Genomic DNA, 26,378 nt, shown 5'->3' with positions numbered 1-26,378 from the left:
AACGCCGGACGTCGCCGGCCGGGCGCGGAACCGGCCGGTCAGCGGCGCAGGCTGAGGGGGCGCAGGTCCGTCCAGTGCTCCTCGACGTAGGCGACGCACGCGTCGCGGGTGTCGGGGCCGAACCGGCTGGTCCAGCCCGCCGGGACGTCGGCGAACGACGGCCACAGCGAGTGCTGGCCCTCGTCGTTGACGAGGACGTGGAAGCGGCCTTCGGGGTCTTCGAAGGGGTTGGTCACGGCTCGATCCTCCGGTCGGGGTCGGTCGTCGCGTGGTGCAGGTGGCGCAGCACGGCGTCGGCCAGCTGGCGGGCTGTGGTCGGGGTGAACAGGTCGGTCGCGTAGACCAGGTAACAGGGCACGGGGCCGTCGTCCTGTGGTTCGTAGAAGCTGACGGTCAGCTCGGCGTGGGTGGTGCCGGTCGGCACGGCTTCGAGCGAGCCCGTGTCGCCTTGCAGCGCCGACAGGACGGCCTTCTCGTGGTGGACGATCACGACCTGCGGCTCCGCGGGCACCCGGACGTCGGCGTGGTCGAGCGCGGCGAGGGTGGTGGCGCGGACGCGGGCCAGCAGTTCGGTGTAGCTCGGCGCGCCGGCGGTGTCGGTGCGCAGCACGACCCGGTTGAAGAACGAGCCGACCAGGTCGGCCAGGGCCTCCTCGGTGCGGCCGGCGGCCATCGTGCCGATGGGGACGTCCGTGCCGTACGGGGTGAGCGCGGCGGCCACGGCGGCCTGCACCACCATGAACATGCTGGTGCCGGTCTCGCCCGCGAGCCGGTCGACGGCCGCGTGCAGCTCCGCCGACAGGGGGAGCTCGACCACGTCGGCGGGGTGCGGCCCCGGTCGGCGTACGTCCCGGTACGGCAGGGCCAGCGTCGGCAGGTCGCGCAGCGCGTCGCGCCAGAACGCGCGCTGCTCCTCCCCCACCGAGTCCAGGACTTCCAGCGACCACAAGGCGTAGTCGGCGTACGTCACCGGCAGTTCCGTCCACTGTGGAGCGTGACCGGCGCGGCGGGCGGCGTACGCGTGCTGGAGGTCGCGGAACAGGGGCACGACCGACCACTCGTCCACGGCGAGGTAGCTCATGGTCAGCAGGAGCGCCTGCGCGCCGGTGGCGTCCTCGACGAGGCGGGCGCGGACGGGCGGCCGGCCCGTCAGGTCCACGGTCTCCGCGGCGAACGCGCGCAGCGCCTCGTCCAGCGCCACCACGGGCACGACGTCCAGCGGCGGCACGGGGACGGCGCGCTGCACGCCACCGTCGAGCACGGTGCGCAGCGGCTCGTGGCGGTCGACCACGTCGGCGTACGCTGCCGCGAGTGCCGGCACGTCGAACGGCGTGCCGGCGCGCAGGGCCAGGGCGTGGTCCCACGACGTCGTGACGCGGTCCCGCTGCACCGGGGCCAGGGGCAGGTCGACGGGCCGGTCGTACCGGCGCAGCGGCGGGCGGGCCGACGTGGCGCCGGTGAGCCGCCCGGCGAGCCCGGCGACGGTCGGCGAGTCGAAGACGTCGCGCAGCGCGAGGTCGACGCCGAACACCGACCGGATCTTGCCGACCAGCCGCATGGACGCCATCGAGTGGCCGCCCAGGGCGAAGAAGTTGTCGTGGATGCCCGGGGAGACGCCAAGGATTTCGGCGAACAGCTCGGCGATGGCCTTCTGCTCGGGCGTGACCGGCCGGTCGCCGCCGGTCAGGGCGGACCAGTCGGGCCTGGGCAGGGCGCGGCGGTCGAGCTTGCCGTTCGGGGTGAGCGGCAGGGGTCCGTCGAGGAAGAGGATCGCCGCCGGGACCATGTACTCGGGCAGCCGCTCGGCGACGAACGACCGCAGGTCGTCCGCGGTCGAGCCGACGACGTACCCGACGAGCCTGGTCACGTCGCCCGCCCGGTCGGCGAGGACGGCCGCCTGCGCCACCGCGGGGTGCCGGGCCAGGGCGGCCTCGATCTCGCCGAGCTCGATCCGGTAGCCGCGGATCTTGACCTGCGTGTCGACGCGGCCGAGGAAGTCGAGGTTGCCGTCCGCGCGCCAGCGGGCCCGGTCGCCGGTGCGGTACATGCGCGCGCCGGGCGGGCCGAACGGGGACGCGACGAACCGGGACGCGGTCAGCGCGTGCTGCCCGAGGTACCCGCGGGCCAGGCCGCGGCCGGACACGTACAGCTCGCCGACCACGCCGGGAGGCACCGGGCGCAGCCGGTCGTCCAGCACGTACACGGTGGTGTTGGGGTCCGGGACGCCGATGGGCACGGCGGTGTCCCACCCGGGCACCGCCTTCCACAGCGTGGAGTTGACGGTGGCCTCGGTGAGGCCGTAGGCGGCGAGCAGGTTGAGCCGTCCCGCCCAGCGGCCGATGACGTCCGGCGGCACGGTCTCGGTGCCGACCAGGATCGTGGAACCCGGCGGCAGCTCGCAGTCGGCGGGCAGCGCGGACACCAGCGACGGCGGCAGGATCATGTGCGTGACGCGGCGGTCGCGCAGGAAGTCGGTCAGCTCGGGACCGGCGACGCGCACCTCGTCCGGCGCGAACACCAGCCGGCCGCCGACGCACAGCGCCATCGTCAACTCGAACACGGCCACGTCGAAGCCGACCGACGCGAACTGGAGCACCCGGCTCTCGGCGGTGAGCCCCATCCGGTCGACGGCGGTCGCGGCGAGGCTGGCGATGCCCTCGTGCGGCACCACCACGCCCTTGGGCCGACCGGTCGAGCCGGACGTGTAGATGACGTACATCGCGGAGTCGAGGCCGAGCGGCCTACCGTCCACAGGGGACTCGTCCAGCGCGGCCAGCTCCGCGACGACGTCCGGCGAGTCCAGCAGCACGGCGGGCACGGGGACCGGCGCGTCGGACGTGGTCACGACGACCGACGCGGCCGAGTCCTCGATCATGTACGCGATCCGGTCGGCCGGGTGGGACAGGTCCAGCGGCAGGTAGGCCGCGCCGAGCTTCAGCGTCGCCAGGACGGTCGCGACCATGTCCGCCGACTTGGGCACCGCGATGCCCACCACGGACTCGTGGCCGACACCGCGCGCCGCGAGCAGCCGGGCGATCCGGTTGGAGCGGGCGTCCAGCCAGGCGTAGCTCACCGAGCGGGCGCGGTCGACCACGGCGACGGCGTCGGGCGTCGCAGCGACGCACCGGGCGAACATCGTCGTGAACGTCTCCTCCGGCACCTCGCGGGCGGTCCGGTTGAACTCGTCCACGACGCGGCGGCGCTCGTCGGGCGCGAGCAGGTCCACCGAGCCGACCGGGGCCTCCGGGTCGGCGAGCACGGCGGTGACCAGCGCGGTGAGCCGCGCGCCGAGGCGTTCGACGGTCACCCGGTCGAACAGGTCGGTCGCGTACTCCAGCCGGCACGTCACCGGGCCGTCGACGACGTCGGTGAAGCTGAACACCAGGTCGAACTTCGCGGTCGTGGTCTCGTGGCCGACCCACGTCACCGGCAGGCCGTCGAACGTCCCCGCCTCGCCGCCGCGGCTGTGGTAGCCGACCATCACCTGGAACAGCGGGTTGCGCGCGGCCGACCGGGTGGGGTTGATCCGGTCCACCACGGCCTCGAACGGCACGTCCTGGTGCGAGAACGCGGCCAGCGACGTCTCCTTCACCCGGGCCACCAGCTCGGTGAACGCGGGGTCGCCGGACAGGTCGGCCCGCAGCACGAGCGTGTTGACGAAGAACCCGACCAGGTCGTCCAGCGCCTCGTCGGTGCGGCCGGCGATCGGCGCGCCCAGCGGGATGTCGTCGCCCGCGCCGAGCCGGCTCAGCAGCGCGGCGACGGCGGCCTGCAGCACCATGAACACGGACGCGCCGGACGCCTGCGCCAGCGCGCGCACGCCGTCCGCCAGGTCGGGCTCGAACACGACTTCGAGGTCCGCGCCGCGGAACGTGGACCGACCGGGGCGGGGCCGGTCCACCGGCAGTTCCAGCTCCTCCGGCGCGCCGGCCAGCGCCCGCGCCCAGTGGTCCAGCTGCTCCTCGCCGACGACGTCGAGCAGCTCGCGCTGCCAGACGGTGTAGTCGGCGTACTGCACGGGCAGCGGCGACCACCGGGGCGCCTCGCCGGCCCGTCGCGCCCGGTAGGCCGTCGCGAGGTCGCGCAGGAACGGCCGGTCGGACCACTCGTCGGTGGTGATGTGGTGCAGCAGGACGACGATCAGGTGCTCGTCCTCGCCGAGCGACGCGACCGTGACCCGCAGGGGCAGCTCGGCGCGCAGGTCGAACGGCCGCTCGACCTCGTCGCGCACGATGCCCGGCACGTCCGCCGCGGTCGCGTCGCGCACCACCACGACGGGCGTGACGTCGTGCAGCACCCGCTGGAACGGCGTGCCCTCGTGCTCGCCGAACACCGTCCGCAGCGCCTCGTGCCGGTCGACCACGTCACCGACGGCGGCGGTGAAGGCGGCCACGTCCAGCGGGCCGGCGACCGTGAACACCAGCGGGAAGTTGTACGCGGCGGACGTGCCCTCCATCTGCTGGATGAGCCACAACCGCTGCTGCGCCGACGACAGCGGCAGCTCGGCGGGCCGTTCCACGGGCACCAGCGGCGGCCTCGCGGCCCGGGGGTCTCCGCCCGTCCGCGACGCCAGTTCGGTGACCGTGGGCGCGTCGAACAGGTCGCGGATGGCGAGGTCGACGCCCAGCGCCGACCGGGCCCGGCTGACCAGCCGGGTGGCGAGCAGGGAGTGGCCGCCGAGGTCGAAGAAGTTGTCGTCCACGCCCACCGACGGCACACCGAGCACGTCCGCGAACAGCCCGCACAGCACTTCCTCCGCGTGCGTCGCGGCGGCCCGCGAGGACGTTCCGCCGGTCACCACGGGCTTCGGCAGGGCGCGCACGTCGAGCTTGCCGTTCACCGTGAGCGGCAGCGCGTCCACCGGCACGATGGCGGCGGGCACCATGTAGTCGGGCAGGCCGGACCTCAGGTTCTCGCGCAGGACGGCCGGGTCGGTGGACGACACCACGTACCCGACGAGCCGCTTCACGCCACCCGGTCCGGCGTCCACGACGACCGCCGCGTGCGTGACGCCCGGCTGCGCGGCCAGCGCCGCCTCGACCTCGCCCAGCTCGACCCGGTAGCCGCGGATCTTCACCTGGTCGTCGGTGCGGCCGAGGAAGTCGAGGTTGCCGTCCCGACGCGCGCGCACCAGGTCGCCGGTGCGGTACATGCGCGTTCCGGGCGGGCCGTACGGGTCCGCGACGAACCGTTCCGCGGTGAGGCCGAACCGGTCGTGGTAGCCGCGGGCCAGGCCGACGCCCGCGATGTACAGCTCGCCGGGCGAGCCGGGCGGCACCGGCCGCAGGCGCGCGTCCAGCACGTACGCCCGGGTGTTGCGGATCGCCTTGCCGACCGTGGCAGTCTCGCTGTCCTCCGTGGACGCGCCGAGCGTGTTGATCGTGTACTCGGTGGGGCCGTACAGGTTGTAGCCGTAGGCACCGGGGGTGTCGCGCAGCCGCTGCCACACCGATTCCGGCACGGCCTCGCCGCCGAGGAGCACCAGCGCGGGCACGTGGCCGTCCAGCAGGCCCTCTTCGATGAGCAGCTGCGCGTAGGTCGGGGTCACGTTGACGACGTCGATCAGGTGCTCGTCGCAGTACGCCACCAGGGCGGCCGCGTCGCGGCGCAGCTCCTCGTCGCACACGTGCACCTCGTGGCCCTCGACCAGCCACAGCAGCTCTTCCCACGACATGTCGAACGCGAACGACACGGTGTGGGCGATGCGCAGCCGTCGTCCCCCGGCGGCGGCGATGGCGGGCTCGAAGATCGCCTGCTGGTGGTTGAGCTGCATGTTCGTCAGGCCGCGGTACGGCGTGACGACGCCCTTGGGACGCCCGGTCGAGCCGGACGTGTAGATGACGTACGCCGGGTGCTCCAGCGAGAACCGGGGCCACTCGACGTCGCCGTCCGCGACGGGCGGCAGGTCGTCCGGGGTCAGCGCGTCGAGGCACACGGCGTCCGGCACCAGCCCGACCGCCGTGGTCGACAGCACGCACAGCGGCTCGGTGTCCTCGATCATCATCAGCAGCCGGTCGGCCGGGTGGTCGAGGTCGAGCGGCAGGTAGGCGGCGCCGGTGCGCAGCACGGCGAACAGCGCGACCACCATGTCGGTGGTGCGCGGCAGCGCCAGCGCGACGACCTCCTCCGGCCCCGCGCCGCGGCTGACCAGCAGCCGGGCCAGCGCGTCGATCCGCTCCTGCAACCGGGCGTAGGTCAGCCGCTCGTCGCCGCACACCAGCGCGGTCGCGTCGGGCGTCCTGCGCGCCTGGGCGGCCAGCAGGTCGGCGATCGTGTCCTCGACCATCGGGCCCGCGCTCGCGTCCCACTCGGCGGCCAGCGCGCGGCGTTCGCGGTCGGGCAGCACGTCGATCGCGCCGAGCAGCGCGTCCGGCGCGTCGACCAGCCGTTCCAGCACGGTCGTGTACCGGGTGAGCAGGGCTTCGGCGACGTCGGCGGCGAAGACGTCCGGGCGGGACGCGAGGGTGACGCGGGTGCGGGCGCCGGGCGTGACGATGAGCGTCAGCGCGAAGTGCGTGCCGTCCACATTGGACACGTCGAGCACGCCGTGCGCCTCGGCCAGCTCGGCCTGGCGGTCCTCGCCGTCGCCGGTGCGCAGCACGAACAGCGTGTCGAACAGCTGCCGGTGCCCGGCCTCCCGCTGGATCTCGCCGAGGCCGACGTGCTCGTACGACATGAGCGCGGTGCGCTCGGCCTGGACGCGGCGCAGCAGGTCCAGCACGGTTTCCCGGGGGTTGACCGCGATCCGGGTGGGGATGGTGTTGAGGAACATGCCGATGACGTTCCCGACGCCCTCGACCTCGACCGGGCGGCCCGCGACGGCGGTGCCGAACACGACGTCGTCGCGGCCGACCTGGCTCGCCAGCACGAGCGCCCAGGCGGCGTTGTACACGGCGTTGGCGGTCAGGCCGTGCCGCCTGGCCTGCGCGCGGAGCCGGTCGGTGAGGTCCTCGGCGAGGTCGCGGTGGAACTCGGCGGGGATCACCGGCTCGCGGGACCGGTCCACGGGCGCGACCAGCGTCGGCTCCCGCAGCCCGGACAGCGCGGTGCGCCACGCGGCCAGCGCGGCGTCGTGGTCCTGGCGCGCCAGCCACGTCAGGTAGTCGCGGTACGAGCCGGCCGGCGGCAGCTCGGCGTCGACGTCGCGGTACAGCTCCAGCAGCTGCTCCAGGAACAGCCACGCCGACCAGCCGTCCCACAGGATCAGGTGGTGGGTGATGACGAGCCGGTCGTGGCCGTCGGGCAGCCGCAGGACCAGGAACCGGCACAGCGGCGGCGCGGCCAGGTCGAACCGCTCGCGCCGGTCGGCGGCGAGGAGGTCGGGGACGTCGGCCTCGGCGGCCGGGTCGACCACGCGCAGCGGGATCTCCGGCGCGGGCGCGATGAACTGCACCGGCCCGGGGACGCCGTCGCTGGTGAACCCAGCGCGCAGGCTCGGGTTGCGGGCGAGGAGCGCGGCGCCCGCGCGGCGCAGCCGGTCCACGTCGATCCGGCCGGCGAAGTCCATCGTCTCCTGGGAGAGGTAGACGTCGAGCGCGCCGGTGTCGTAGCTGGAGTGGAAGTACAGGCCCTCCTGCAACGGCGACAGCGGCCACACGTCCTCGGCCTCCGGCAGGGCGGCGCGCTGCTCGTCGGTGAGGACGAGCAGCGGGGCGTCCTCCACCGCGGTGTCGACGGCCTCGACGGCGGCCAGGGCGGCGACCGTGCGGTGCTCGAAGACGTCACGGGGGCTGATCGCGACACCGAGCCCGCGGGCCCGGCTGGACACCGCGATCGACGTGATGCTGTCGCCGCCGAGGACGAAGAAGTCGTCGTCCACGCCGGGTTCGTCCACGCCGAGCACGTCGGCGAACACCCGGCACAGCACGCGTTCCCGCTCGGTCGCGGGAGCGCGGCGTTCGGCCTTGGCCACGGTCGGCGACGGCAGCGCGTTCTGGTCCAGCTTGCCGCTGGGCGTGAGCGGCAAGTCCGGCAACGCCACCAGGGCGTGCGGCGTCATCGCGGCGGGCAGGGCGGCGGCGACCCCGGCGCGCAGGACGTCGAGGTCGACGTCGGCCGGGGTGACGTAGCCGAGGAGCTGGTTGTCGCGGGCGATCACGGCGGCGCGCCGCACGCCCGGCAGCCTGGCCAGCGCGGACTCGACCTCGCCCAGCTCGATCCGGTTGCCGCGCACCTTGACCTGGCGGTCCGTGCGGCCGAGGTAGACGACCGCGCCGTCCGGGCGGCGGACCACCAGGTCGCCGGTGCGGTACATGCGGGAGCCGGGCTCGCCGAACGGGTCGGCGACGAACCGCTCCGCGGTCAGCGCGAAGCGCCCGTGGTAGCCGCGGGCCAGCTGCACACCCGCCAGGTACAGCTCGCCGGGCACACCGGCCGGGACGGGCCGCAGGAACGGGTCCAGCACGTGCAGCCGGGTGTTCCACACCGGGCGGCCGATCGGCACGGCCGGGTCCGGCGCGCCGTCGTACTCGAAGTGCGTGACGTCGACGGCCGCCTCGGTGGGGCCGTACAGGTTGTGCAGCGGCACGCCGGTCAGCTCGCGCCACCGCGCCGCGACGTCGCCGGTCAACGCCTCGCCGCTGCTGAACGCGCGGCGCAGGCTCGCCGACCACGCGGCGTCGCCGTGCACCTCGGGGACGCCGAGGAACGCGGCCAGCATCGACGGCACGAAGTGCAGCGTGGTGATCCGCCTGCTCCGGATGAGGTCGGCCAGGTAGGCGGGGTCGCGGTGGCCGTCCGGCTTGGCGAGGACGACCGCCGCGCCCTCGCACAGCGGCCAGAAGAACTCCCACACGGACACGTCGAAGCTCGACGGGGTCTTCTGGAGCACCCGGTCGTCGGCGGCGAGGCGGTACTCGTGCTGCATCCACGCGAGCCGGTTGACGATGGCGCGGTGCGTGACCACGACGCCCTTGGGACGTCCGGTCGAGCCGGACGTGTAGATCAGGTACGCGGGCTGGTCCGGTCCCACCTCGGGGAGGTCGACGTCCTGGCGGTCTTGGCCACGGGTCTCGTCCGGCGCGCAGTCCTCGGGCCGCAGAACGGTCGTCGCGCCGGAGTCGGCGATCATGAACTCGACGCGCTCGGCCGGGTAGTCGAGGTCGAGCGGCAGGTACGCGGCGCCGGACTTGAGCACGCCGAGGAGGGCGACCACCAGGTCGGCCGAGCGCGGGACGGCGACGCCGACGACGTCGCCGGCGTTCCGGGCGCGGAGGCGGCGGGCGAGGGCGGTGGACCGCCGGTCGAGTTCGGCGTAGGTGAGGGAGACGTCGTCGTGGACGACGGCGACGGCGTCCGGGGTGCGGGCCGTCTGGGCGGCGATCCGGCTGACGAGCGTGCCGTCCGGGACGTCCTCCGCGGTCGCGTTGAGGTCGGCGATCCGGTCCAGCTCGGCGGTGGTCGTGAGGGCGAGGCGGGCCACCGGCTGGTCGGGCTCGGTGGCGAACGCGGTCAGCAGGCGGACGAGGCGGTCGGCGAGCGTCGCGACGGCGGCGTCCGGGAGGCGGTGCTTGAGGCGCAGTTCGATGCGCTCGCCGGGGATGGCGACGAGGGCGAGCGGGTAGTGGACCCGGTCGCGGACGTCGACGTCGTCGACCGGGTCGGGGAAGTTCTCGACCACGACCAGGGTGTCGAACAGCTCGCCGTGGCCGGTGACCCGTTGGATCTCGGCGAGGCCGAGGTGCTGGTGGTCGAGCAGGCGAGCTTGTTCGTCCTGGAGGCGTCGGAAGGCGGCGGCGAGGCTGTCCGAGCCGTGCCAGTGCTGGCGCACCGGGACGGTGTTGATGAACAGGCCGACCGCGTTCTCGATGCCGGCCACCTCGGCGGGGCGGCCGGCGACCGTGCTGCCGTAGACGACGTCCGCGCGGCCGGTGAGACCGCCGAGGAGCAGGCCCCAGGCGCCGTGGAGGACGGTGCTCAACGTCAGGCCGCGACGGCGCGCCTCCCCCACGAGCGCCGCGCTCAGTTCCGAGGGCAGCCGCACCCGGTGCCGGCCGTGGCGCGGCGACACCTCGTGCCCGGCGGCCGCCACCGCCTCCGGCCCGGCCGCACGTGGCACCACTTCCTGTCCGACAGCCACCACCGCTGCTGTGGACGACTCGAAGTGAGACCAACGAACCACGGGCAGCCCGACGACCTTCGTCGGCTCGTCCACATCGGACAGCACCGCCCGCCAGGCCGCGTGCGCCGCAGCGCGGTCGCGGCTCGCCAACCACGCGAAGTACCGGCGGTGGTCCGCGGGCTCCACCCGACCACCCGCCAACTCCCGCCGCACCAGCCCGACCGACCAGCCGTCCATCAGGATGTGGTGCAGCGTCAGCACGAGCCGGTCACCGTGGCGGGCCGCGCGCAGCAGCGGCGGGCGGGTCAGGTCGAAGCCGGGCGCGCGTTCCGCCGCCAGCACGTCCTCCACATCGGTGGTCTCCGGGTACTCGCGCCACGGCACGGTCACCGCCTCGGCGATCACCTGCTCCACGCGCCCCCGGTCGGTCTGCCGGAAACCGGCCCGCAGCAACGGGTGCCGGTCGAGCAGACCCTGCACGTCGTCCCGGCCGACGTCGAGCGCCAGCACCTCCTGCACCACGTACGAGTCGTCGGTGTCGTACCGCGCGTGGAAGTAGAACCCCTCCTGCAGCGGCGACACCGGCAGCACGTTCCCGTCGAAACCGGCCGGCTCGGCCACGGCCCCGACGGCACGGGCCACCCGCGCCAAGGCCGCGACGGTGCGGTGCTCGAACACCTCGCGCGGCGTGATCTCCAGACCGGCGGCACGGGCGCGCGACACGAGCTGCATCGCCACGATGCTGTCGCCGCCCAGCTCGAAGAAGTTGTCGTGGATGCCGGGAGTCAGGCCCAGCACCTCCGCGACCAGGTCGACCAACGCCTGCTCGGTCGGGTTCGTCGCGGGCGCGTCGCCGCCCAGCGCGGTCCAGTCGGGCTCCGGCAGGGCGGCCCGGTCGAGCTTGCCGTTCGGCGTCAGCGGCAGCGGCCCGTCGAGCGGCAGCACGACGGACGGCACCATGTACTCCGGCAGCACGCCGGCGACGTGCTCGCGCGCGTCGACGGGGGACGCGGAGCCGACGACGTAGGCGACGAGCCGCTTGACCCGGCGGTGGTCCTCGCGCACCAGCACGGCGGCCTGCGCGATGTCCGGGTGCGCCATGAGGACGCTCTCGACCTCGCCGGGCTCGATCCGGAACCCGCGGATCTTCACCTGGCCGTCGGCGCGGCCCAGGAAGTCGATGTTGCCGTCCGCCCGCCAGCGGGCGCGGTCGCCGGTGCGGTACATGCGGGCGCCGGCGTCGCCGAACGGGTCGGCGACGAACCGGGACGCGGTCAGCGCCGGCTGCCCCTGGTAGCCGCGCGCGAGCCCGCGACCGCCCACGTACAGCTCGCCCTCGACGCCGACCGGGACGGGCCGCAGCGCCGAGTCGAGGATGTAACAACGGGTGTTCGGGTCCGGCACGCCGATCGGCACGGGCCCCGTCCAGTCCGGCTCGGCCGGCCACAGCGTCGAGTTCACCGTGGCCTCGGTGAGGCCGTACGCGGCCACCACGCGCAGCCGCCGGGCCCACCGGGCGATCAGCTCGGTCGGCACGGTCTCCGTGCCGACGATCAGCACCGCGCCTTCCGGCAGCTCGCAGTCCGGCGGCAGCGCGGCGACCAGCGACGGCGGCAGGATCATGTGCGTGGCGCGGTGCTCGGCGATGTACGACGTCAGCGCCTCGCCCGCGACCCGGCGGTGCGACGGCACGACGATCGCCCGGCCGCCGACGCCCAGCGACATGCACAGGTCCCACACGGCGACGTCGAAGCCGACGGACGCGAACTGCACGACCCGGCTGTCCGGGGTGATGCCGATGCGGTCGAGCGCGGTGGCGATGAGGCTGCCGATGCCTTCGTGCGTGACGACGACGCCCTTGGGGCGGCCGGTGGAGCCGGACGTGTAGATCACGTACGCGGCCTGGTCCAGCGCGATGTCCAGGCCGAGGTCGGAGCCGTCGTCGGGGAGGTCGAACCGGGATTCCGGCGTGACGACGAGCTTCGCGCCCGCGTCGGCCACCATGTGGTCGACGCGGTCGCGGGGGTGGTCGAGGTCGAGCGGCAGGTAGGCGGCGCCGGCCTTCATCACGGCGAGCAGCGTGACGACGAGGTCGGCCGACCGCGGCAGGGCCACGCCGACCACGTCCTCCGCCCCGACGCCGGAGGCGCGCAACGCGCGGGCGAGGCGGTTCGCGGCGGTGTTCAGCTCGGCGTACGTGAGCCGGACGTCCTCGCAGACGACGGCGACGGCGTCCGGGGCGCGGGCGGCCTGCCGTTCCACCGCGCCGGGCCACGTCACGTCCTCCACCTCGCGCGGCGAGGTGCCGAGGTCCAGCAGCCGGGCGCGTTCCGCGTCGTCGACGAGGTCGATCACGGCGACGGGCTGGTCGGGGTCGGCGGCGAGGACGCGCAGGAACCGGCGCTGGTGGTCGGCCAGCTCGTCGGCGGTGCAGACGGCGGCGTTGGCCTCGAACGTGACGGCGACGCCCCCGTCGGGGCGCCGGAGGAACGACGTGGTGAGGTCGTTGACCGGCCCGTGCGACAGCATGTGGAACGTGGTGTCGAGGTCGCCGAACGCGGTGTCGCGGGTGAAGCCGAGGTAGTTGACGGTCGGGCCGACGAGTTCCGGGATGCCGTCGCGCAGCCCGAGTTCGCGGGCCAGGTCCTCGCCGCGGTAGGCGCTGTGCGGGAGGACTTCGCGGACCTCCCGGTCGACGGCGGCGACGAGGTCGGCGAGGGTGGCGCCCGGCCGCACGGTGACGCGCAACGGCAGCACGGTGGACGTCATGCCGGGCGTGTCGCGGGTGTCCCCGTCGCGGCGGCCGGTCACCGGCAGGGCCAGGACGAGGTCGGACGCGCCGGTCACGCGGTGGGTGTAGGCGGCGACGGCGGCGATGGCCTGCCGTGACGTCACCGGTCCCGGCAGGTCGACGGTGCGCCGGACGACGTCGCGCACCTGCCCGGCGGCGCGGGGCACGAGCCGCACGGGCTCGGGGTGGTCGGCCGTCCTGGCGTGCCAGAACGCCCGGTCTTCCTGGTGCGCCGCGGAAGCGCGGTAGGCGTGGTCGGCGTCGACCAGCGCCTCCACCGGCCGGGGGCGGTGCGCGTCGGGCGCCGCGTACAGCTCGGCGGCGCGGCGGGTGATCAGGACGCACGTGTAGGCGTCGGCGACGAGGTGGTGGTAGCGCTGGTACCAGATGACGTGGTCGTCGGCGAGGCGCAGGAACGCCTGGTGGAACAGGGGTCCGGCGGCGAGGTCGGCGACGCGGGCGAGGTCGTCCTCCATCCACGTCCGCGCGGCGTCGGCCGAGTCGACCGCGACGTGGGTGACGTCGGTGGTCGGGGTCGCGGGGACCTGGCCGTCGGCGGTGAACCGGACGTGCAGCGCGCCGGCCTCGCCGACCGCCTGGCGGACGGCCGCTCCCAGCCGGTCGTGGTCGACGGGTCCGCGCAGCTCCAGGTACCAGGCGACGTTGTAGACGGGGTTGTCGGGCTCCAGCTGCTGTGCCAGCCAGACGCCGGTCTGGGCGCCGGTCAGCGGCAGAGCACCGGTCAAGGGCAGCGCCATGGTGAACCTTCCCCGTTCCTTCCCGACTTCTCCCGCGCACGCCGCGGGTGGGGGTGCGCGCCGGCACCCCCACCCGCGGCCGGTCGACTAGTTCTTGATCGCTTCGAGCAGCGGCACGACCTGGTCGATGCCGTAGGGCACGCTGAGCACGGTGTTGAACGACATGGCCGCGCCGATCGGCGGGTCCATGTAGGTGAGGAACAGGTCGCGCTTCCCGGTGACGACACCGAGCCGCTGGTAGGCGGGCACGGACTTGACGCGGTCCCAGGCGCTCTGGTCGAACATGAGCCACACGAGGCGGTCGGCGTCGAGCAGGTCGAACCGCTCCTCGCTGAACTCGGCGACGTTCTTCTGGCCGGCGAGCGTGCCGATCTCGTCCACCAGCGTGAAGCCGAGTTCCTTCATGAAGATGGCCTTGGGGTCGGTGGGCGCGAACGCCGAGTACTGGCCGGGCTTGAAGCTGTCGGCCACCACCATCGTCTTGCCGGCCCACTCGGGGTGCGCGGCCTTGGCGTCGGCGAAGCGCTTGGCGACGCCGTCGATCAGCGCCCGCGCCTCCTTCTCCTTGCCCAGCGCCTTGCCGATGTGCAGGGTCTGGTCCTGCCACGGCGCGCCGTAGTCGGGGAACGCCTTGGGCTGCGCGACGACCGGCGCGATCTTGGACAGGGTGTCGTACTGCTCCTGCTTCATGCCGGAGTACACGGCGATGATCAGGTCGGGCTTGAGGGAGGCGACCTTCTCCAGGTTGTACTCGTCGCGCTCGCCGACGATCTCGGGCTGGGTGTCGCCCCAGAGTTCCTTGGTCCACGGCCAGTTGCCGTAGGGCCGCTCCTTGAACCAGTCCACGACGCCGACCGGCTTGACGCCCAGGGCCAGCGCGGGTTCCTGGTCGGACAGGCCGAGCGTGACGACCTTCTTCGGCTCGGCCTTGATCTCGGTGGTGCCGTACTTGTGCTCGACCGAGACCGGGAACGCGCCGGAGGAGGCGACGTTGGAGGGGCTCGTCCCGCCGGTGCCGGCGTCGCCGCCGCCACCGCAGGCGGCGAGCGCCAGCGCCGCGGCCGAGGCGACCGCGACCAGCTTGAACTTCGTGGACATCAGGGTTTCCCTTTCGGAGGCGCGGCGGCGCGCCGCTGTGGAGCCGATACCAAGTTAGGTTTGCGTAACCTAACAAACCGCGAGGAGCTTCAGCCCACCCGTGAGACGCTGATCGCGTATTCGGGCTGCGCGGGCACGTCGGAGGCCACGGGCGCGGCGGTCGCCGCGGAACCGGTGGACGCCGGGCGGACGGTGGACGCCGCGGGAACGGCCGGCGCCGCGGGACCCGCGGATGTCGTGGCCTCGCGGCGGCCGAGCACGGACTGGAGGATCTCCCCCACCCGCACGGACGTGTTGGACAGCAACGACGACGAGATGCCGTGCGTGTGCTCGGTGCCGCCCTGGAGGTACAGGCCGGCCACCAGGTCGTCGTCGGTGTCGAGCCGGTAGTCGCGGCCGACGCTGAGCCGGCCGCGCGCGTCGCGGGCGCAGCGGTCGGCGAGGTCGCCGAGCAACGCGGTCGGGTCGGCCTCGCGGTACCCGGTGGCGTAGACGATGACGTCGGCGTCCAGCACCTCGCGCTCGCCGGTGTTCAGGGACTCGACGGTCACGGTCAGCCCGTCGGGGCGGTCGTCGAGTTCCGCGACGCGGGACAGGTTGAGCAGCCGCAGCCGGGGCGTCCCGAGCACCTTCTCCCGGTACACCCGCCGGTACAGTTCGGCGATGAGGTCGTTGTCCACCACGGCGTAGTTGGTGTTGCCGTGGTAGTCCATGAGCTTGCTCTTGACCGGCTCGGGCGCGGCGTAGAAGTCGTCGACGGCGGCGGGGTCGAAGATCCGGTTCGCGAACGGGCTGTCGTCGGCGGGGCTGTAGCCGTAGCGGGCGAAGACGGCGCACACCTCGGCGGACGGGAACCGCTCGTGCAGGAACGCCGCCACCTCCGCGCCGCTCTGCCCCGCGCCGACCACGACGACGCGGCGCGGGTCCGTCAGCGACTCGACGCGGTGCAGGAAGTCGCGGTTGTGCCAGACCCGCTCGGACGGCCGCACGCCGTCGGGCAGCTTCGCCCGCAACCCCGTGGCGAGCACCAGGTTCCGGGCGCGGCGGACCTCGACCTCGCCCGCGGAGGTGCGGGAGGTGACGTCGAAGTGCGTGACGACGCCGTCCTCGGTCACGGCCCGGACGTCCACCACGTCGTGGTCGTAGGAGACCAGGTCGTCCACGCGGGCGGCGGCCCACGCGAAGTAGTCGTGGAACTCGACGCGCAGCGGGAACAGGTTCTTGTGGTTGATGAAGTCGACCAGCCTGCCCCTGCTGTGCAGGTAGCTCAAGAAGGTGAAGGTGCTGTGGGGGTTCCGCAGCGTCACCAGGTCCTTCAGGAACGACACCTGCATGGTGGCGTCCTCGATGAGCATGCCCCGGTGCCACCCGAACTCCGGCTGGCGCTCCAGGAAGTGGGCGGTCACCACGTCCTCGGCACGCGCGGTCGCGTTGTACTCGGCGACGGCGATCGCGAGGGCCAGGTTGGACGGCCCGAACCCGACGCCGAGGACGTCGAAGACCGGTGGCTGTGGCATGACTGTCCCATCGGTGCGACAACAGGAAGATCGAACTTTGGTTACCCTAACCTAAGTCGCTGCGCGGCGGGAGTGATCCAGGCCTCTCTTTTGATTAGGCTAGCCTCACCTGACAACCAGCGGAAGGCGGGCGGGTGAGAACGGTCCTGAAGAGCGCCGTGACCGGGCAGTGGAAGTCGGTGACGCTCGCTTCGGCGCTCGGTGCGGCCCACCAGACCGGCGAGGCCGCCGTGCCGCTGCTCATCGGCGTGGTGATCGACGAGGCGGTGCGGACCGGCGCCGGCGGGCGGCTGGCCTTCTGGATCGGCGTGCTGGCCGCGGTGTTCGTCGGCCTGTCGCTGAGCTTCCGGTTCTCCTTGCGCTGCGGGGAGAAGGCGTCCCACCAGGCCGCGCACGAGGTGCGGTCGCGGATCGCCGGGCGGGTGCTGTCGGCGGACGGCGGCGCGGCGCACGGCAGGCTGTCGGGCGAGCTGGCGAGCATCGCCACCAGCGACGCGCAGCGCGTCGGGCAGGTGAACCTGGCGTTGCCGATCGCGTTCGCCGCCGTGGTCGGCGTGCTGGTGGGCGCGGTGGCGCTGCTGCGGGTGTCGGTCGTGCTGGGCGCTTTGGTCCTGGTGGCCGCGCCGGTGCTGCTGGGCCTCGCGCACGTCCTGGGCAAGCCGCTCGAACGGCGCAGCGACGCCGAGCAGGACCGGGCCGCGTCGGCGTCCGGCGTGGCGGCCGACCTGGTCGCCGGGCTCCGGGCGTTGAAGGGCATCGGCGCGGAGGCGACGGCGGCGCAGCGCTACCGGGTGACCAGCCGGTCGTCCATGGAGGCCGCGATCCGGGCCGCCCGGTCGCGGGCCTGGCTGGACGGCTCGATGCTGGCGATGACCGGGATCTTCCTGGCGGTCGTGGCGCTGGTCGGCGGGCGCCTCGCGGCGTCCGGGTCGATCACGGTCGGCGAACTGGTGGCGGCGGTGGGGTTGGCGCAGTTCCTCCTGTGGCCGCTGGCGGTGTTCTCGTGGGTGAACGGGCTGTTCGCGCAGGGCCGGGCGTCCGCCGCGCGGGTGGCCGAGGTGCTGGCCGCTCCCCCTGCCGTGCCGCCCGGCACGTCCCCGTTGCCGCCTTCGACGCCGGGGCGGGTCGAGCTGACCGACGTGGTGTCGGGGTCGCTGCGCGGCGTGTCGTTGACGGCGGAGCCCGGGGAGCTGCTCGGCGTGGTGGCCCGCGACCCGGCGGACGCGGTGTCCTTGCTCGCCGTGCTGGCGCGCGAGGTGGACCCCGAGTCGGGCACGGTGGCGTTGGACGGGCTGCCGCTGTCCACTGTGGAGGGTTCGGCGCTGCGGTCGGCGCTGCTGGTCGCGGCGCACGACGCCGACCTGTTCGAGGGTTCCGTGCGGGACAACGTCGCCGACGGCGGACCCCTGGTGGACGAGGCGATGGACGCGGCGCGCGTGGACGACGTGGCGCGCGCGCTGCCGGACGGCCTCGACACGGTCGTCTCGGCGCGGGGCCGGTCGCTGTCGGGCGGGCAGCGGCAGCGGGTGGCGCTGGCGCGCGCCCTGGCCGCCGCTCCCCCGGTGCTGGTGGTGCACGACCCGACGACCGCGGTGGACGCGGTGACCGAGGTGTCGCTGGCCGCCGGGATCAAGCGGGTGCGGCACGGTCTCACCACCATCGTGGTCGCGACGAGCCCGGCCCTGCTGGCCGCCGCCGACCGCGTGGTGTTCCTGGCTTCCGGCGTCGTCGCCGCGTCCGGCGCGCACGCCGACCTGGTCGCCGACGAGGACTACCGACTGGTGGTGTTGAGCTGATGCGCGAGTTGTTGGCGACCGCGTCCGGCGCCCGGACCTGGGCCGCCGTCCGCGACCTGGTGCGGCCGCGGCGGGGCGTCGCGTGGGCGGCGTTCCTGGTGCTGCTGGCGGGCACGGCGGTCGGGTTGGCCACCGCGCCGCTGCTCGGGCGGATCGTGGACCTGGTGGGCGCGGGCTCGTCCGACATCACGTGGCCCGTGGTGGTCCTGGTGCTGGTCGCGATCGTCCAAGGCGTGTCGACGGCGTTCGGCACGTCCCTGGTGGCGCGGCTCGGCGAGGGGATGCTGGCCGAGCTGCGGGAGAAGTTCGTGGCGCACGCGCTGCACCTGCCGCTGGAGCGGGTGGAGAACGCGGGCGCGGGCGACCTGACCTCGCGCGTGACCCGGGACGTGCAGGTGATCGCCGACGCGGTGCGCAACGCGCTGCCGGTGATGGCGCGTTCGGCGTTGACCATCGGGTTGACCGTGGTCGGCATCGCGGTGCTGGACTGGCGGTTCCTCATCCCAGTGGCGCTGGCGCTGCCGGTCCACGTGCACACCGTGCGCTGGTACGGCGGGCGCGCGGTGCGGCTGTACGCGGCGCAGCGCGTGGCGGTCGGCGTCCAGCAACAGCAGTTGCTCGACTCGATCGGCGGCGCGGCGACCGTGCGGACGTTCGGGTTGGCGTCGTCCCACGTGGCGCGCGTGCGGTCGCGGTCGCGGGAGGCGGTGGACCTGGCGTTGCGCGGCATCCGGCTGCTGACCCGGTTCTACGGCCGGCTGAACCTGGCCGAGTTCATCGGCCTGGCCGGTGTGCTGGTGACGGGGTTCCTGCTGGTGGGCGCGGGCGCCGCGTCGGTCGGCACGGCGACCGCCGCGGCCCTGTACTTCCACAGCCTCTTCAACCCGCTCAACGCGGCGCTGGCGCTGGCCGACGACGCGCAGGCCGCGACCGCGTCGCTGTCGCGGCTGGTGGGCGTGACGGACGAGCCGATGCCCGACCTGGCCGGGCGGGTCCGCCCGGTGGACACGACGATCAAGCTCGCCGGCGTCGGCCACTCCTATGTGGACGGACACCCGGTGCTCCGGGACGTGGACCTGGAGCTGGCCGCCGGTGAGCGGGTGGCGCTGGTCGGGGCGTCCGGCGCGGGCAAGACGACGTTGGCGAAGCTGATCGCGGGCGTGCACGAGCCGACCACCGGCAGCGTCAGCGTCGGCGGGGTGGCGCTGGGGTCGGCGGTGCGGTCGGTCGCGCTGATCACCCAGGAGGTGCACGTCTTCGCCGGGCCGCTGGCCGACGACCTGCGGCTGGCGAAGCCGGACGCGACGGACGACGAACTGCGGGACGCGTTGGACCGGGTGGGCGCGTCGGGCTGGGTGGCGGCGCTGCCGTCCGGACTGGACACGGTCGTCGGCGAGGGCGGTCACCGGCTGACGGTGGCGCAGGCGCAGCAGTTGGCGCTGGCGCGGCTGGTCCTGGCCGACCCGCCGGTGGCGATCCTCGACGAGGCGACCGCGGACGCGGGCAGCGCGGGCGCGCGGGAACTGGAGGAGGCGGCGGCGCGGGCGTTGGACGGGCGGACCGGCCTGCTCGTGGCGCACCGGCTCACGCAGGCGGCGACGGCGGACCGGGTGGTCGTGCTGGAGGCCGGCCGCGTGGTGGAGACCGGCTCCCACGAGGAGCTGCTCGCGGCCGGCGGCCGGTACGCGACGCTGTGGGAGGCATGGTCGGGGACGCGTTCCTAGCCGTCCCGCCCGGGAAGCCGTCCCCGCCCGGGAACGCGACGAGCGCCGCCACGGTCGTGACCGATGACGGCGCTCGCGCGCGGGCACGTGCCCCGGTCACCGCTCTTCCCTTCCGCTGGGAATCGCCGTGCGCGGCCATGCCCGTGCCCACTGTGGCCGGTGCCGGCCCTAGAAGATCACGACCAGCAGGACCACCGCCAGGACGATGGCGATGAGGGTCGGGATGGTCGCGGGCGACCTGCGGTAGTGGCTCTGCACGGTGGTGGTGCGGAACCAGCTGTGCGGCGCGTGCCGACGGTGTCGTCGAACCCAGGGCATCGTTGGCTCCCAACCTAGTCGTGTCCCCGACGATCACCTCTGACATACCCACGATCGGCGCCCGGAACACTTCCGGGTGACGACGCGCCGCCGCGGTCACGCTCTGCCGAGGGCGAAATCGGCGCGACGCACGGCGGTCCGGCCCTACCGTTGGGGCGTGGAGATCATCGAGGTAGTGCCCAACCTGCGGATGTTGCGGTTCCCGGTCGGGCAGGCGTACGTGTGGGCGGACGGCGACGCGCTGACCGTGATCGACACCGGCATCACCGGGTACGCGGAGCAGATCGCCGCCCTGGGCCGGGTCTCCCGGATCGTGCTGACGCACCACCACGACGACCACATCGGCTCGGCCGCCGCGCTGCGCGACCTGACCGGCGCCCCGGTGCACGCGCACCGCGCGGAGGCGCCGGTGGTCCGGGGCGACGCTCCGCCCGCGCCGTTCGACATCCCGCCCGAGGAGCGGGAGCTGTTCGACCGCATCACGCCGGGTGTGCCCGTCGCACCCCGCTCCCCCGTGGACCACGAGCTGGAGGAAGGCGACGTGCTGGACTTCGGCGGCGGCGCGCGGGTGCTGTCGGTCCCCGGCCACACGGCGGGCAGCATCGGCATCCACCTGCCGGACGCCGGAATCCTGTTCACCGGCGACACGGTGGCCACGTGGGACGGCGCGGCGATCCCCGGCGTCTTCAACACCGACCGGCCGTTGCTGCTGGAGTCGGTGCGCCGCCTGCTGGACCTCGACCCGGCGGTCCTCTGCGTCGGCCACGGCGACCCGCTGATGTCGGGGCGCTGAGGGAGCGACCCAGCCCTTGGCCTTCACGCCGCCGCCTCCCGCGCGGTCACGGCACGGGAAGCGGCGAGCGGTCGATCCGACGCGGGGTTGAGCGGTGTCCCCCGTCCTGCTCGGCGGGATGCCCGCCGGTGCCGGTCAGCCGGAACGGCGGGCGACGAAGGTCGTGGGCAGGACCACCGGGTCACCGGCGAGGGTCGCGCCTTCCAGCCGGGACAGCAGCAGGCGCGCGGCGGCCTCGCCCATCTCCCGCATCGGCTGCCGGACGGTGGTCAGCTCGGCGTGCGCGGCGATCGGGATGTCGTCGAAGCCGACCACGGCGACGTCGTCGGGCACCGTCCGGCCGGCCTCGCGCAACGCCCGCACCACGCCCAGCGCCGACAGGTCGTTCTGCGCGAACACGGCGTCGAACGGCAGCCCGGTGGCCATCAGCTTCTCCGTCGCCTCCGCGCCGCGCTCGGTGCCGAAGTCGCCTTCCACCACGAGCCGCGGGTCGACGTGCACGCCCGCCTCGCCGAGCGCGTCGAGGAACCCGTCCAGCCGCTCCCGCACGCACCCGAAGTTCGACGGGCCGGTGACCACGGCGAACGCCGTGCGGCCGGCCGCCACGAGGTGCTGCGCCGCGTCCTGCGCGCCTTCCCGGTTGGTGGTGGTCACCGACGGGAAACCGGGCCGGCTGCCCCGGTCGTCGATCATCACCACGGGCAGGCCCTGGTCGTGCAGCGTCTCGATGTAGCTCAACGTGTCCGGCGGCTCTATCACCAGCAGGCCGTCGAACGCCTTGGCCGACACGTGGCTGGCGAACTGCGCCAACGACTCCGCGCCGCGGTTGACCGTGTACAGCAGCAGGCCGTAGCCCTCGGCCTCCAGCTCGTCCACGGCGCCCTGGACGACCTCGCCGGTCCACGGCCAGGTCAGCGACGGCACGAGCATGCCGACGGTGCGGGCGCGGCCGCGGGCGAGGCCGACGGCCCGCGCGCTGGGCACGTAGCCGACGTCCGCGATCACCTGCCGCACCCGCGCCGCCGTGGCCGCGTCGACGTCCGGTTTGCCGTTGAGCACGCGTGACACGGTCGCCTTGCTCACCTGGGCGCGTTGGGCGACTTCGGCGATCGTGACTCGCACGGTGCACTCCTCGGCTGCGGACCCCACTGCGGCGGGGTGGTCCGTAACCGGTACCGAAACCGGTTACGGACACGCAGTCAACCCGTAGGCACACCCACCGTCAAGACCGTGTCACGCGAGAACCGCGTGCCCCGCGGGCGTCAACGCCGCCAGCACGGCGTGCCCGGCGGGCGTCAGCTCGGCCGGCACCCACGGCGCCGAGGCGTCCTGCCGCGCCGGCCGGACCAGTCCGGCGTGGGCCAGTTCGCGGGCGGTCACCTGGTCGCTGCACAGCAGCCCGTCCACCTTCAGGTCGGGTTCGCTGCTGCGGGTCACCTCGGCGCGGCCGGCCGCGATCGCGCGGAGCAGGGCACGCGCGCGGTGGTTCAACTCGTCATCCATGATCGTTTCACCGTTGTCCCCAGGATCTGTGGCACTGGGATTATCGCCGGGAACCCGAAAAGTCTTACCGGTATGGTCGATCCCATGGGGAGAGTCGCGGCGGTGAGCCTCAGCGGGGACCACACGTTCACGAAACCGACGCAGGACGTCATCACGCTCGTCGCCGGGCTCGGCGTGGCGGGCGACGCGCACCAGGGCGTCACGGTCAAGCACCGGTCGCGCGTGCGGCGCGACCCGACGCAGCCGAACCTCCGGCAGGTTCACCTGATGCACGCCGAGCTGCACGACGAGCTGAACGCGCTCGGCTTCGACGTCGCCGCCGGCCGCCTGGGCGAGAACGTGACCACGCGCGGGGTCGACCTGCTGGGCCTGCCGACCGGCACGCGGCTGCGCCTCGGGCCGCACGCCGTGGTCGAGGTGACCGGGCTGCGCAACCCGTGCCCGCAGATCGAGGCGTTCCGGGAGGGCCTCCTCAAGGAGGTCGTCGGCCGCGACGAGCACGGCAACGTCGTCCGCCGCGCGGGCATCATGTCGATCGTCCTGGTGGGCGGCGAGGTGCGACCGGGCGACGGGATCCAGGTGGAGCTGCCCGCCGAGCCGCACCGCCCGCTCGTCGTCGTGTGACCCGGTCCACCGAGGTCAGGCCGCCAGGCTGAGCAGTTCCGCCAACGCGGGCTCGTCGTCCAGGCGCGACACCGCGATCACCGGGGCCAACGCCCTGCTCCACGCGTGCAGCCGGTCGGCGTCCAGGCCGGCCGCGGCGGCGACGCGCTCGACCCGTGCCGCCACCCCGTCACGCCCGGCGGCGTCCAGCACGTAGTCCACGATGTCGAAGCACGGGTCGCCGACGCACGCCCGCGGGTCGATCGCGACCAGGCCACGCGCGCCGCCGTCCAGGACGTTGCCGAGGTGCAGGTCGCCGTGCAGCAGCACGCGTGGCTGCGCGTCGAGCAACGCGCGGCAGCGCGTCAGTGCCCGATCCCAGTCGCGTTCGCCGACGTGCGCGGCGACGGCGGGGTCGGCCAGCCGGCGGCCGATCCGGGCGAAGAACTCCTCGCACCGGTCGCGCAGGTCGAGCCAGTCGCCCTCGGGCCGCCGGACGCCGTGCAGCGACGCCACCAGTCCGGCCCACTCCTCCGGTGACGGCGGCACGGGCAGCTCATCGGCCATCGTGCCCGGCCGGACCGCCTCCATCAGCAGCGCGCCCGGCTCCTCCGCCGGCACCGCGGGCACCCTTCCGGACGGACCGAACAGCCGCAGCACCGCGCCCTGCTCGGCCAGGAAGCGGTGGTCCGGGCTCAGCTTCACCACGGCGGGCGCGCCGTCCGCCCGCGTGCAGGCCACCACGACCGACGACGCACCCTGCGGCAGGTCCTCCCCCAGCGCCAGGCCCCACCGGCCGGCCAGGTCCGCGGCCACCTCCGGCGCACGCGCGCTCCACCCGGCCACGGACGGGCCGAACCTCAGGGCCAACCGCCCGGTGATCTCCTCGACGTCCACCCGCGCCACGCTAACGCCGCCCGCAAGCGCATCAACGCCCGCGGGCGGCGTCCGGAATGGACGCCGCCCGCGGGGTGTGCGGAGATCATTCAGTTGTCGTGCCAGTCACCCGATGGTCACAGCGCCGGGTAGGCGTTGCGCATGAGCTCCTGGAACTGGGCCGAGAACCAGTGGCCCGACACCGGGGCGTTCGGCAGCGCACCCGAGGGGTTGTTGCCGTTGCGGACGTTGCCGGTGTACGTCGGGTCGCACATCCGGTCGAAGCCCTTGCCCTCGTTGTTCGGGATCTCGGTGCTCGAGCCGTCGGACTCGCCCGGCGGCTTGATCCAGACGTAGGCGTCGATACCGGGCTTCGGCGCCGCCTTCGGACGCTCGCCCAGGCCGGCACCGGACTGGTTGCACCAGTTGCCCTTCTGGTAGCGGCGGTCGATGCGCGACTCGTTCACGTACGCGTCCGCGGTGGTCGCGGTCGACTTCGCGGTGGGCCGGTTCGGGCCGCCCCAGCCGTTGCGCGAGGTGTCGATCAGCATGCCGATGCCGCTGTCGAAGCCCTGCTTGACGAGCTCGGCGCGCATCGCCGTGGCGAAGCCCAGCTCACCGTTGAAGTCGTTCCAGTCGACCCACTTGGCCTGTTCCTTCACCGGACGGCCACCGACCACGTCGTCCACCGTCCAGTACGGCTCCTCCAGCGCGGAGTAGTTCGCCGTGTTGGTGATGAAGCCGTGGATCTTGTCCTTGGTGGCGCCGTTCTTGCCCAGCAGCGACGCGAACATCTTGGCCGAGGAGTAGAAGTTGTCGTACTCCGGGACCGTGTCACCCCACCCGATCCAGCCGTGGTGGCCGGAGTCGATGTAGTTGTAGACGTTCGGGATGGCGCCCAGCTTGCCGATGGCGTACGAGACACCCTCGACGTAGTTGCCGTTCGCCTTCATGACGTCGCAGTTCGGCGTGGCGGTCGCACGCGGCGACACGTTGGTGACCAGGTTCGGCAGCGAGTCGATCTCGATGACCGCGACGATGCGCAGCTTCGAGTACTCCGGCCGGGACACGATGCTGGAGATCACATCGATGTACTCGGTCTTGTAGCGGCCGATCTCTGTCGGGCCCAGCTCACCGTTCGAGGCCAGCGCGGCGCAGTCGCGGCCGGGCAGGTTGTAGACGACGAACTGGAAGACCAGCTGACCGTCCGCACGGGCGGCGCGCTGCTTCTCGGCCTCGTTCAGGTGGTCGGCCAGACCCATGCTGCCGGTGGTCGGCGAGCCGTTGCCGGCGATCGCGCTGATCCGGTCCATCCACACACCGGTCGGCTGGTTCGCGATGCGCGAGCCACCCGGCTCGGCGGCGGCCAGGCGCGACCACTGCGGGTTCACGTACACGCCCGCGCCCACGTACGGGTTGTCGACCCGCGGACCACCGGGGTTGGTACCCGTGGTGGTGGTCGTCGTGGTCGTCGTCGTCGTGGTGGTGGTCGTGGTGGTGGTCGTGGTCGTCGTGTCGATCGACCCCGTGCACACCGTGCCGTTCAACCGGAACTGCGTGGGGGCCGGGTTGGACCCGGTCCACGAGCCGTTGAAGCCGGGCGTCACCGAAGCGCCGGTGCCGAGGTTGCCGGCCCAGGAGGGGTTGCGGACCGTCACGCGGCTCCCGGACTGGGAGAACGTGCCGTTCCAACCCTGCTGGACCCGCTGGCCGGCGGCGAAGTCCCACTCCAGCGTCCAACCGCCGGAAATGGCGTCACCGAGGTTGGTGACCGTGACGTTGGCGCCGAATCCGCCTTGCCACTGGCTACTGATCTGGTACGACACCCGGCACCCGGGGGCGGCGTTGGCGGTGGCCGTCGAAGCCACCACCCCGGCAACGGACAGAGCCGCCACCGAGGTCACCGCCAATGCCCCGGTGAGTTTCCGTGATCGTACGAATGTGCGCAGACTCATGCATCGCCTCCTTGCGTGCAACCCGCCATCTGGGAGCGCTCCCAGCGAATCCGCCGAATCGGGATTCGACGCAAGACCGAATCAGGGTGGCTGGGAGCGCTCCCAGACGTACCGTAACGCACGACACCTCGTGTTGACGAGGGGTTGACCTGGACATAATCCGCGTCCTCATCGGCCGTCGGAACCGGTCCCGGTCCCACTACCTGCGATTTCAGCCCTTCGGACGTCGATGGATTTGTCCGCCCCGCTTCGGCCGGAATCGATTCGGAGGGCAAATGGCAGCCGGCCCGATCACCTGTTCAGCCGATTGCCCGGGCAGCCGGGGAGCGGTCGTGCGTCGAATATTCGATTGGTTCTCCGGCGGTCGAACCCGCGCAAATATTTCGCAGATCGCCGAATGACTGTCGAACATTCGACGGCATTACCGCCCTAATGGCGGCCGGCGCCTTGATCCGAAAGGACGCGGACGGCCTCGTCCACGGCCGCGAGCCGAGCCCGCCGCACCGCCTCCGACAGCGGCCGCAGCGCCTCGTCCCTGGCCCGCGTCGCGGTCGCCGAGACCGCGCTGCCCGGCGCGTCGGACGCC

General features: G+C 73.4%; 13 protein-coding genes. 4 read left to right on the top strand and 9 right to left on the bottom strand.

The features are described from left to right. Nucleotides 1-38: 38 nt before the first annotated feature. From ACFQ3T_RS07605 to ACFQ3T_RS07590, 4 genes are all read right to left on the bottom strand, one after another. On the bottom strand, nucleotides 39-236 hold the full coding sequence (locus tag ACFQ3T_RS07605) for an MbtH family protein (RefSeq protein ID WP_380721684.1): 198 nt from the start codon (nucleotides 234-236) through the stop codon (nucleotides 39-41). After that, nucleotides 233-13,609 (bottom strand): amino acid adenylation domain-containing protein, encoded by a 13,377-nt coding sequence (locus tag ACFQ3T_RS07600; protein WP_380721681.1) that lies wholly within the window; start codon nucleotides 13,607-13,609, stop codon nucleotides 233-235. Before ACFQ3T_RS07600 ends, ACFQ3T_RS07605 begins: the two co-directional genes overlap by 4 nt. Before the next feature lie 87 nt (nucleotides 13,610-13,696). After that, entirely contained in the window at nucleotides 13,697-14,707 is a 1,011-nt protein-coding gene (locus ACFQ3T_RS07595; RefSeq protein WP_380721678.1) for an iron-siderophore ABC transporter substrate-binding protein, read from the bottom strand. 89 nt (nucleotides 14,708-14,796) lie between these two features. Continuing rightward, a complete protein-coding gene (locus tag ACFQ3T_RS07590; RefSeq protein ID WP_380721675.1) occupies nucleotides 14,797-16,224 on the bottom strand; it encodes a lysine N(6)-hydroxylase/L-ornithine N(5)-oxygenase family protein in 1,428 nt (475 codons plus the stop codon). Between the two features lie 134 nt (nucleotides 16,225-16,358). Between ACFQ3T_RS07590 and ACFQ3T_RS07585 the strand changes: the two genes are divergently transcribed. Next, nucleotides 16,359-18,020: an ABC transporter ATP-binding protein gene (locus ACFQ3T_RS07585; RefSeq protein ID WP_380721672.1), complete on the top strand. Its 1,662-nt coding sequence runs from the start codon at nucleotides 16,359-16,361 to the stop codon at nucleotides 18,018-18,020. Beyond that, entirely contained in the window at nucleotides 18,020-19,744 is a 1,725-nt protein-coding gene (locus tag ACFQ3T_RS07580) for an ABC transporter ATP-binding protein (RefSeq protein ID WP_447009881.1), read from the top strand. The genes ACFQ3T_RS07585 and ACFQ3T_RS07580 overlap by 1 nt, the downstream gene beginning before the upstream one ends. Nucleotides 19,745-19,912: 168 nt before the next feature. On the opposite strand, the gene ACFQ3T_RS07575 is transcribed toward ACFQ3T_RS07580, so the two are convergent. Then, nucleotides 19,913-20,062, bottom strand: coding sequence for a hypothetical protein (locus ACFQ3T_RS07575; protein ID WP_380721669.1), 150 nt, complete (start codon nucleotides 20,060-20,062; stop codon nucleotides 19,913-19,915). A gap of 157 nt (nucleotides 20,063-20,219) precedes the next feature. Here ACFQ3T_RS07575 and ACFQ3T_RS07570 point away from each other — a divergent pair, with 157 nt between their 5' ends. After that, nucleotides 20,220-20,855 (top strand): MBL fold metallo-hydrolase, encoded by a 636-nt coding sequence (locus tag ACFQ3T_RS07570; protein WP_380721666.1) that lies wholly within the window; start codon nucleotides 20,220-20,222, stop codon nucleotides 20,853-20,855. 135 nt (nucleotides 20,856-20,990) lie between these two features. Here the strand turns inward: ACFQ3T_RS07570 and ACFQ3T_RS07565 are convergent, their stop codons facing one another. Beyond that, nucleotides 20,991-21,977, bottom strand: a complete 987-nt coding sequence (locus ACFQ3T_RS07565; protein WP_380721663.1) for a LacI family DNA-binding transcriptional regulator — start codon at nucleotides 21,975-21,977, stop codon at nucleotides 20,991-20,993. A gap of 111 nt (nucleotides 21,978-22,088) precedes the next feature. Further along, entirely contained in the window at nucleotides 22,089-22,358 is a 270-nt protein-coding gene (locus ACFQ3T_RS07560; RefSeq protein WP_380721660.1) for a hypothetical protein, read from the bottom strand. A gap of 84 nt (nucleotides 22,359-22,442) precedes the next feature. Here ACFQ3T_RS07560 and ACFQ3T_RS07555 point away from each other — a divergent pair, with 84 nt between their 5' ends. Further along, complete coding sequence (locus ACFQ3T_RS07555; RefSeq protein ID WP_380721657.1) at nucleotides 22,443-22,982, top strand: MOSC domain-containing protein; 540 nt, start codon at nucleotides 22,443-22,445, stop codon at nucleotides 22,980-22,982. A gap of 15 nt (nucleotides 22,983-22,997) precedes the next feature. Here the strand turns inward: ACFQ3T_RS07555 and ACFQ3T_RS07550 are convergent, their stop codons facing one another. Both ACFQ3T_RS07550 and ACFQ3T_RS07545 read right to left on the bottom strand, forming a co-directional pair. Next, nucleotides 22,998-23,858 (bottom strand): aminoglycoside phosphotransferase family protein, encoded by an 861-nt coding sequence (locus tag ACFQ3T_RS07550; RefSeq protein ID WP_380721654.1) that lies wholly within the window; start codon nucleotides 23,856-23,858, stop codon nucleotides 22,998-23,000. Nucleotides 23,859-23,974: 116 nt separating this feature from the next. Continuing rightward, a complete protein-coding gene (locus ACFQ3T_RS07545; protein WP_380721651.1) occupies nucleotides 23,975-25,663 on the bottom strand; it encodes a glycoside hydrolase family 6 protein in 1,689 nt (562 codons plus the stop codon). Between the last annotated feature and the right edge of the window lie 715 nt (nucleotides 25,664-26,378).

The sequence above is a fragment of the Saccharothrix hoggarensis genome, assembly GCF_042678885.1.
In the GTDB taxonomy this organism is placed as follows: Bacteria; Actinomycetota; Actinomycetes; order Mycobacteriales; family Pseudonocardiaceae; genus Actinosynnema; species Actinosynnema hoggarensis.
The sequence above is the reverse complement of the archived record's forward strand: the minus strand, read 5'-3'. Positions and strand labels throughout refer to the sequence as shown.

Coding starts and splice junctions, on each gene's coding strand:
- ACFQ3T_RS07600 (WP_380721681.1), bottom strand. CDS start 13,609: ATGGCGCTGCCCTTGACCGGTGCTCTGCCGCTGACCGGCGCCCAGACC.
- ACFQ3T_RS07595 (WP_380721678.1), bottom strand. CDS start 14,707: ATGTCCACGAAGTTCAAGCTGGTCGCGGTCGCCTCGGCCGCGGCGCTG.
- ACFQ3T_RS07590 (WP_380721675.1), bottom strand. CDS start 16,224: ATGCCACAGCCACCGGTCTTCGACGTCCTCGGCGTCGGGTTCGGGCCG.
- ACFQ3T_RS07580 (WP_447009881.1), top strand. CDS start 18,020: ATGCGCGAGTTGTTGGCGACCGCGTCCGGCGCCCGGACCTGGGCCGCC.
- ACFQ3T_RS07575 (WP_380721669.1), bottom strand. CDS start 20,062: ATGCCCTGGGTTCGACGACACCGTCGGCACGCGCCGCACAGCTGGTTC.
- ACFQ3T_RS07560 (WP_380721660.1), bottom strand. CDS start 22,358: ATGGATGACGAGTTGAACCACCGCGCGCGTGCCCTGCTCCGCGCGATC.
- ACFQ3T_RS07555 (WP_380721657.1), top strand. CDS start 22,443: ATGGGGAGAGTCGCGGCGGTGAGCCTCAGCGGGGACCACACGTTCACG.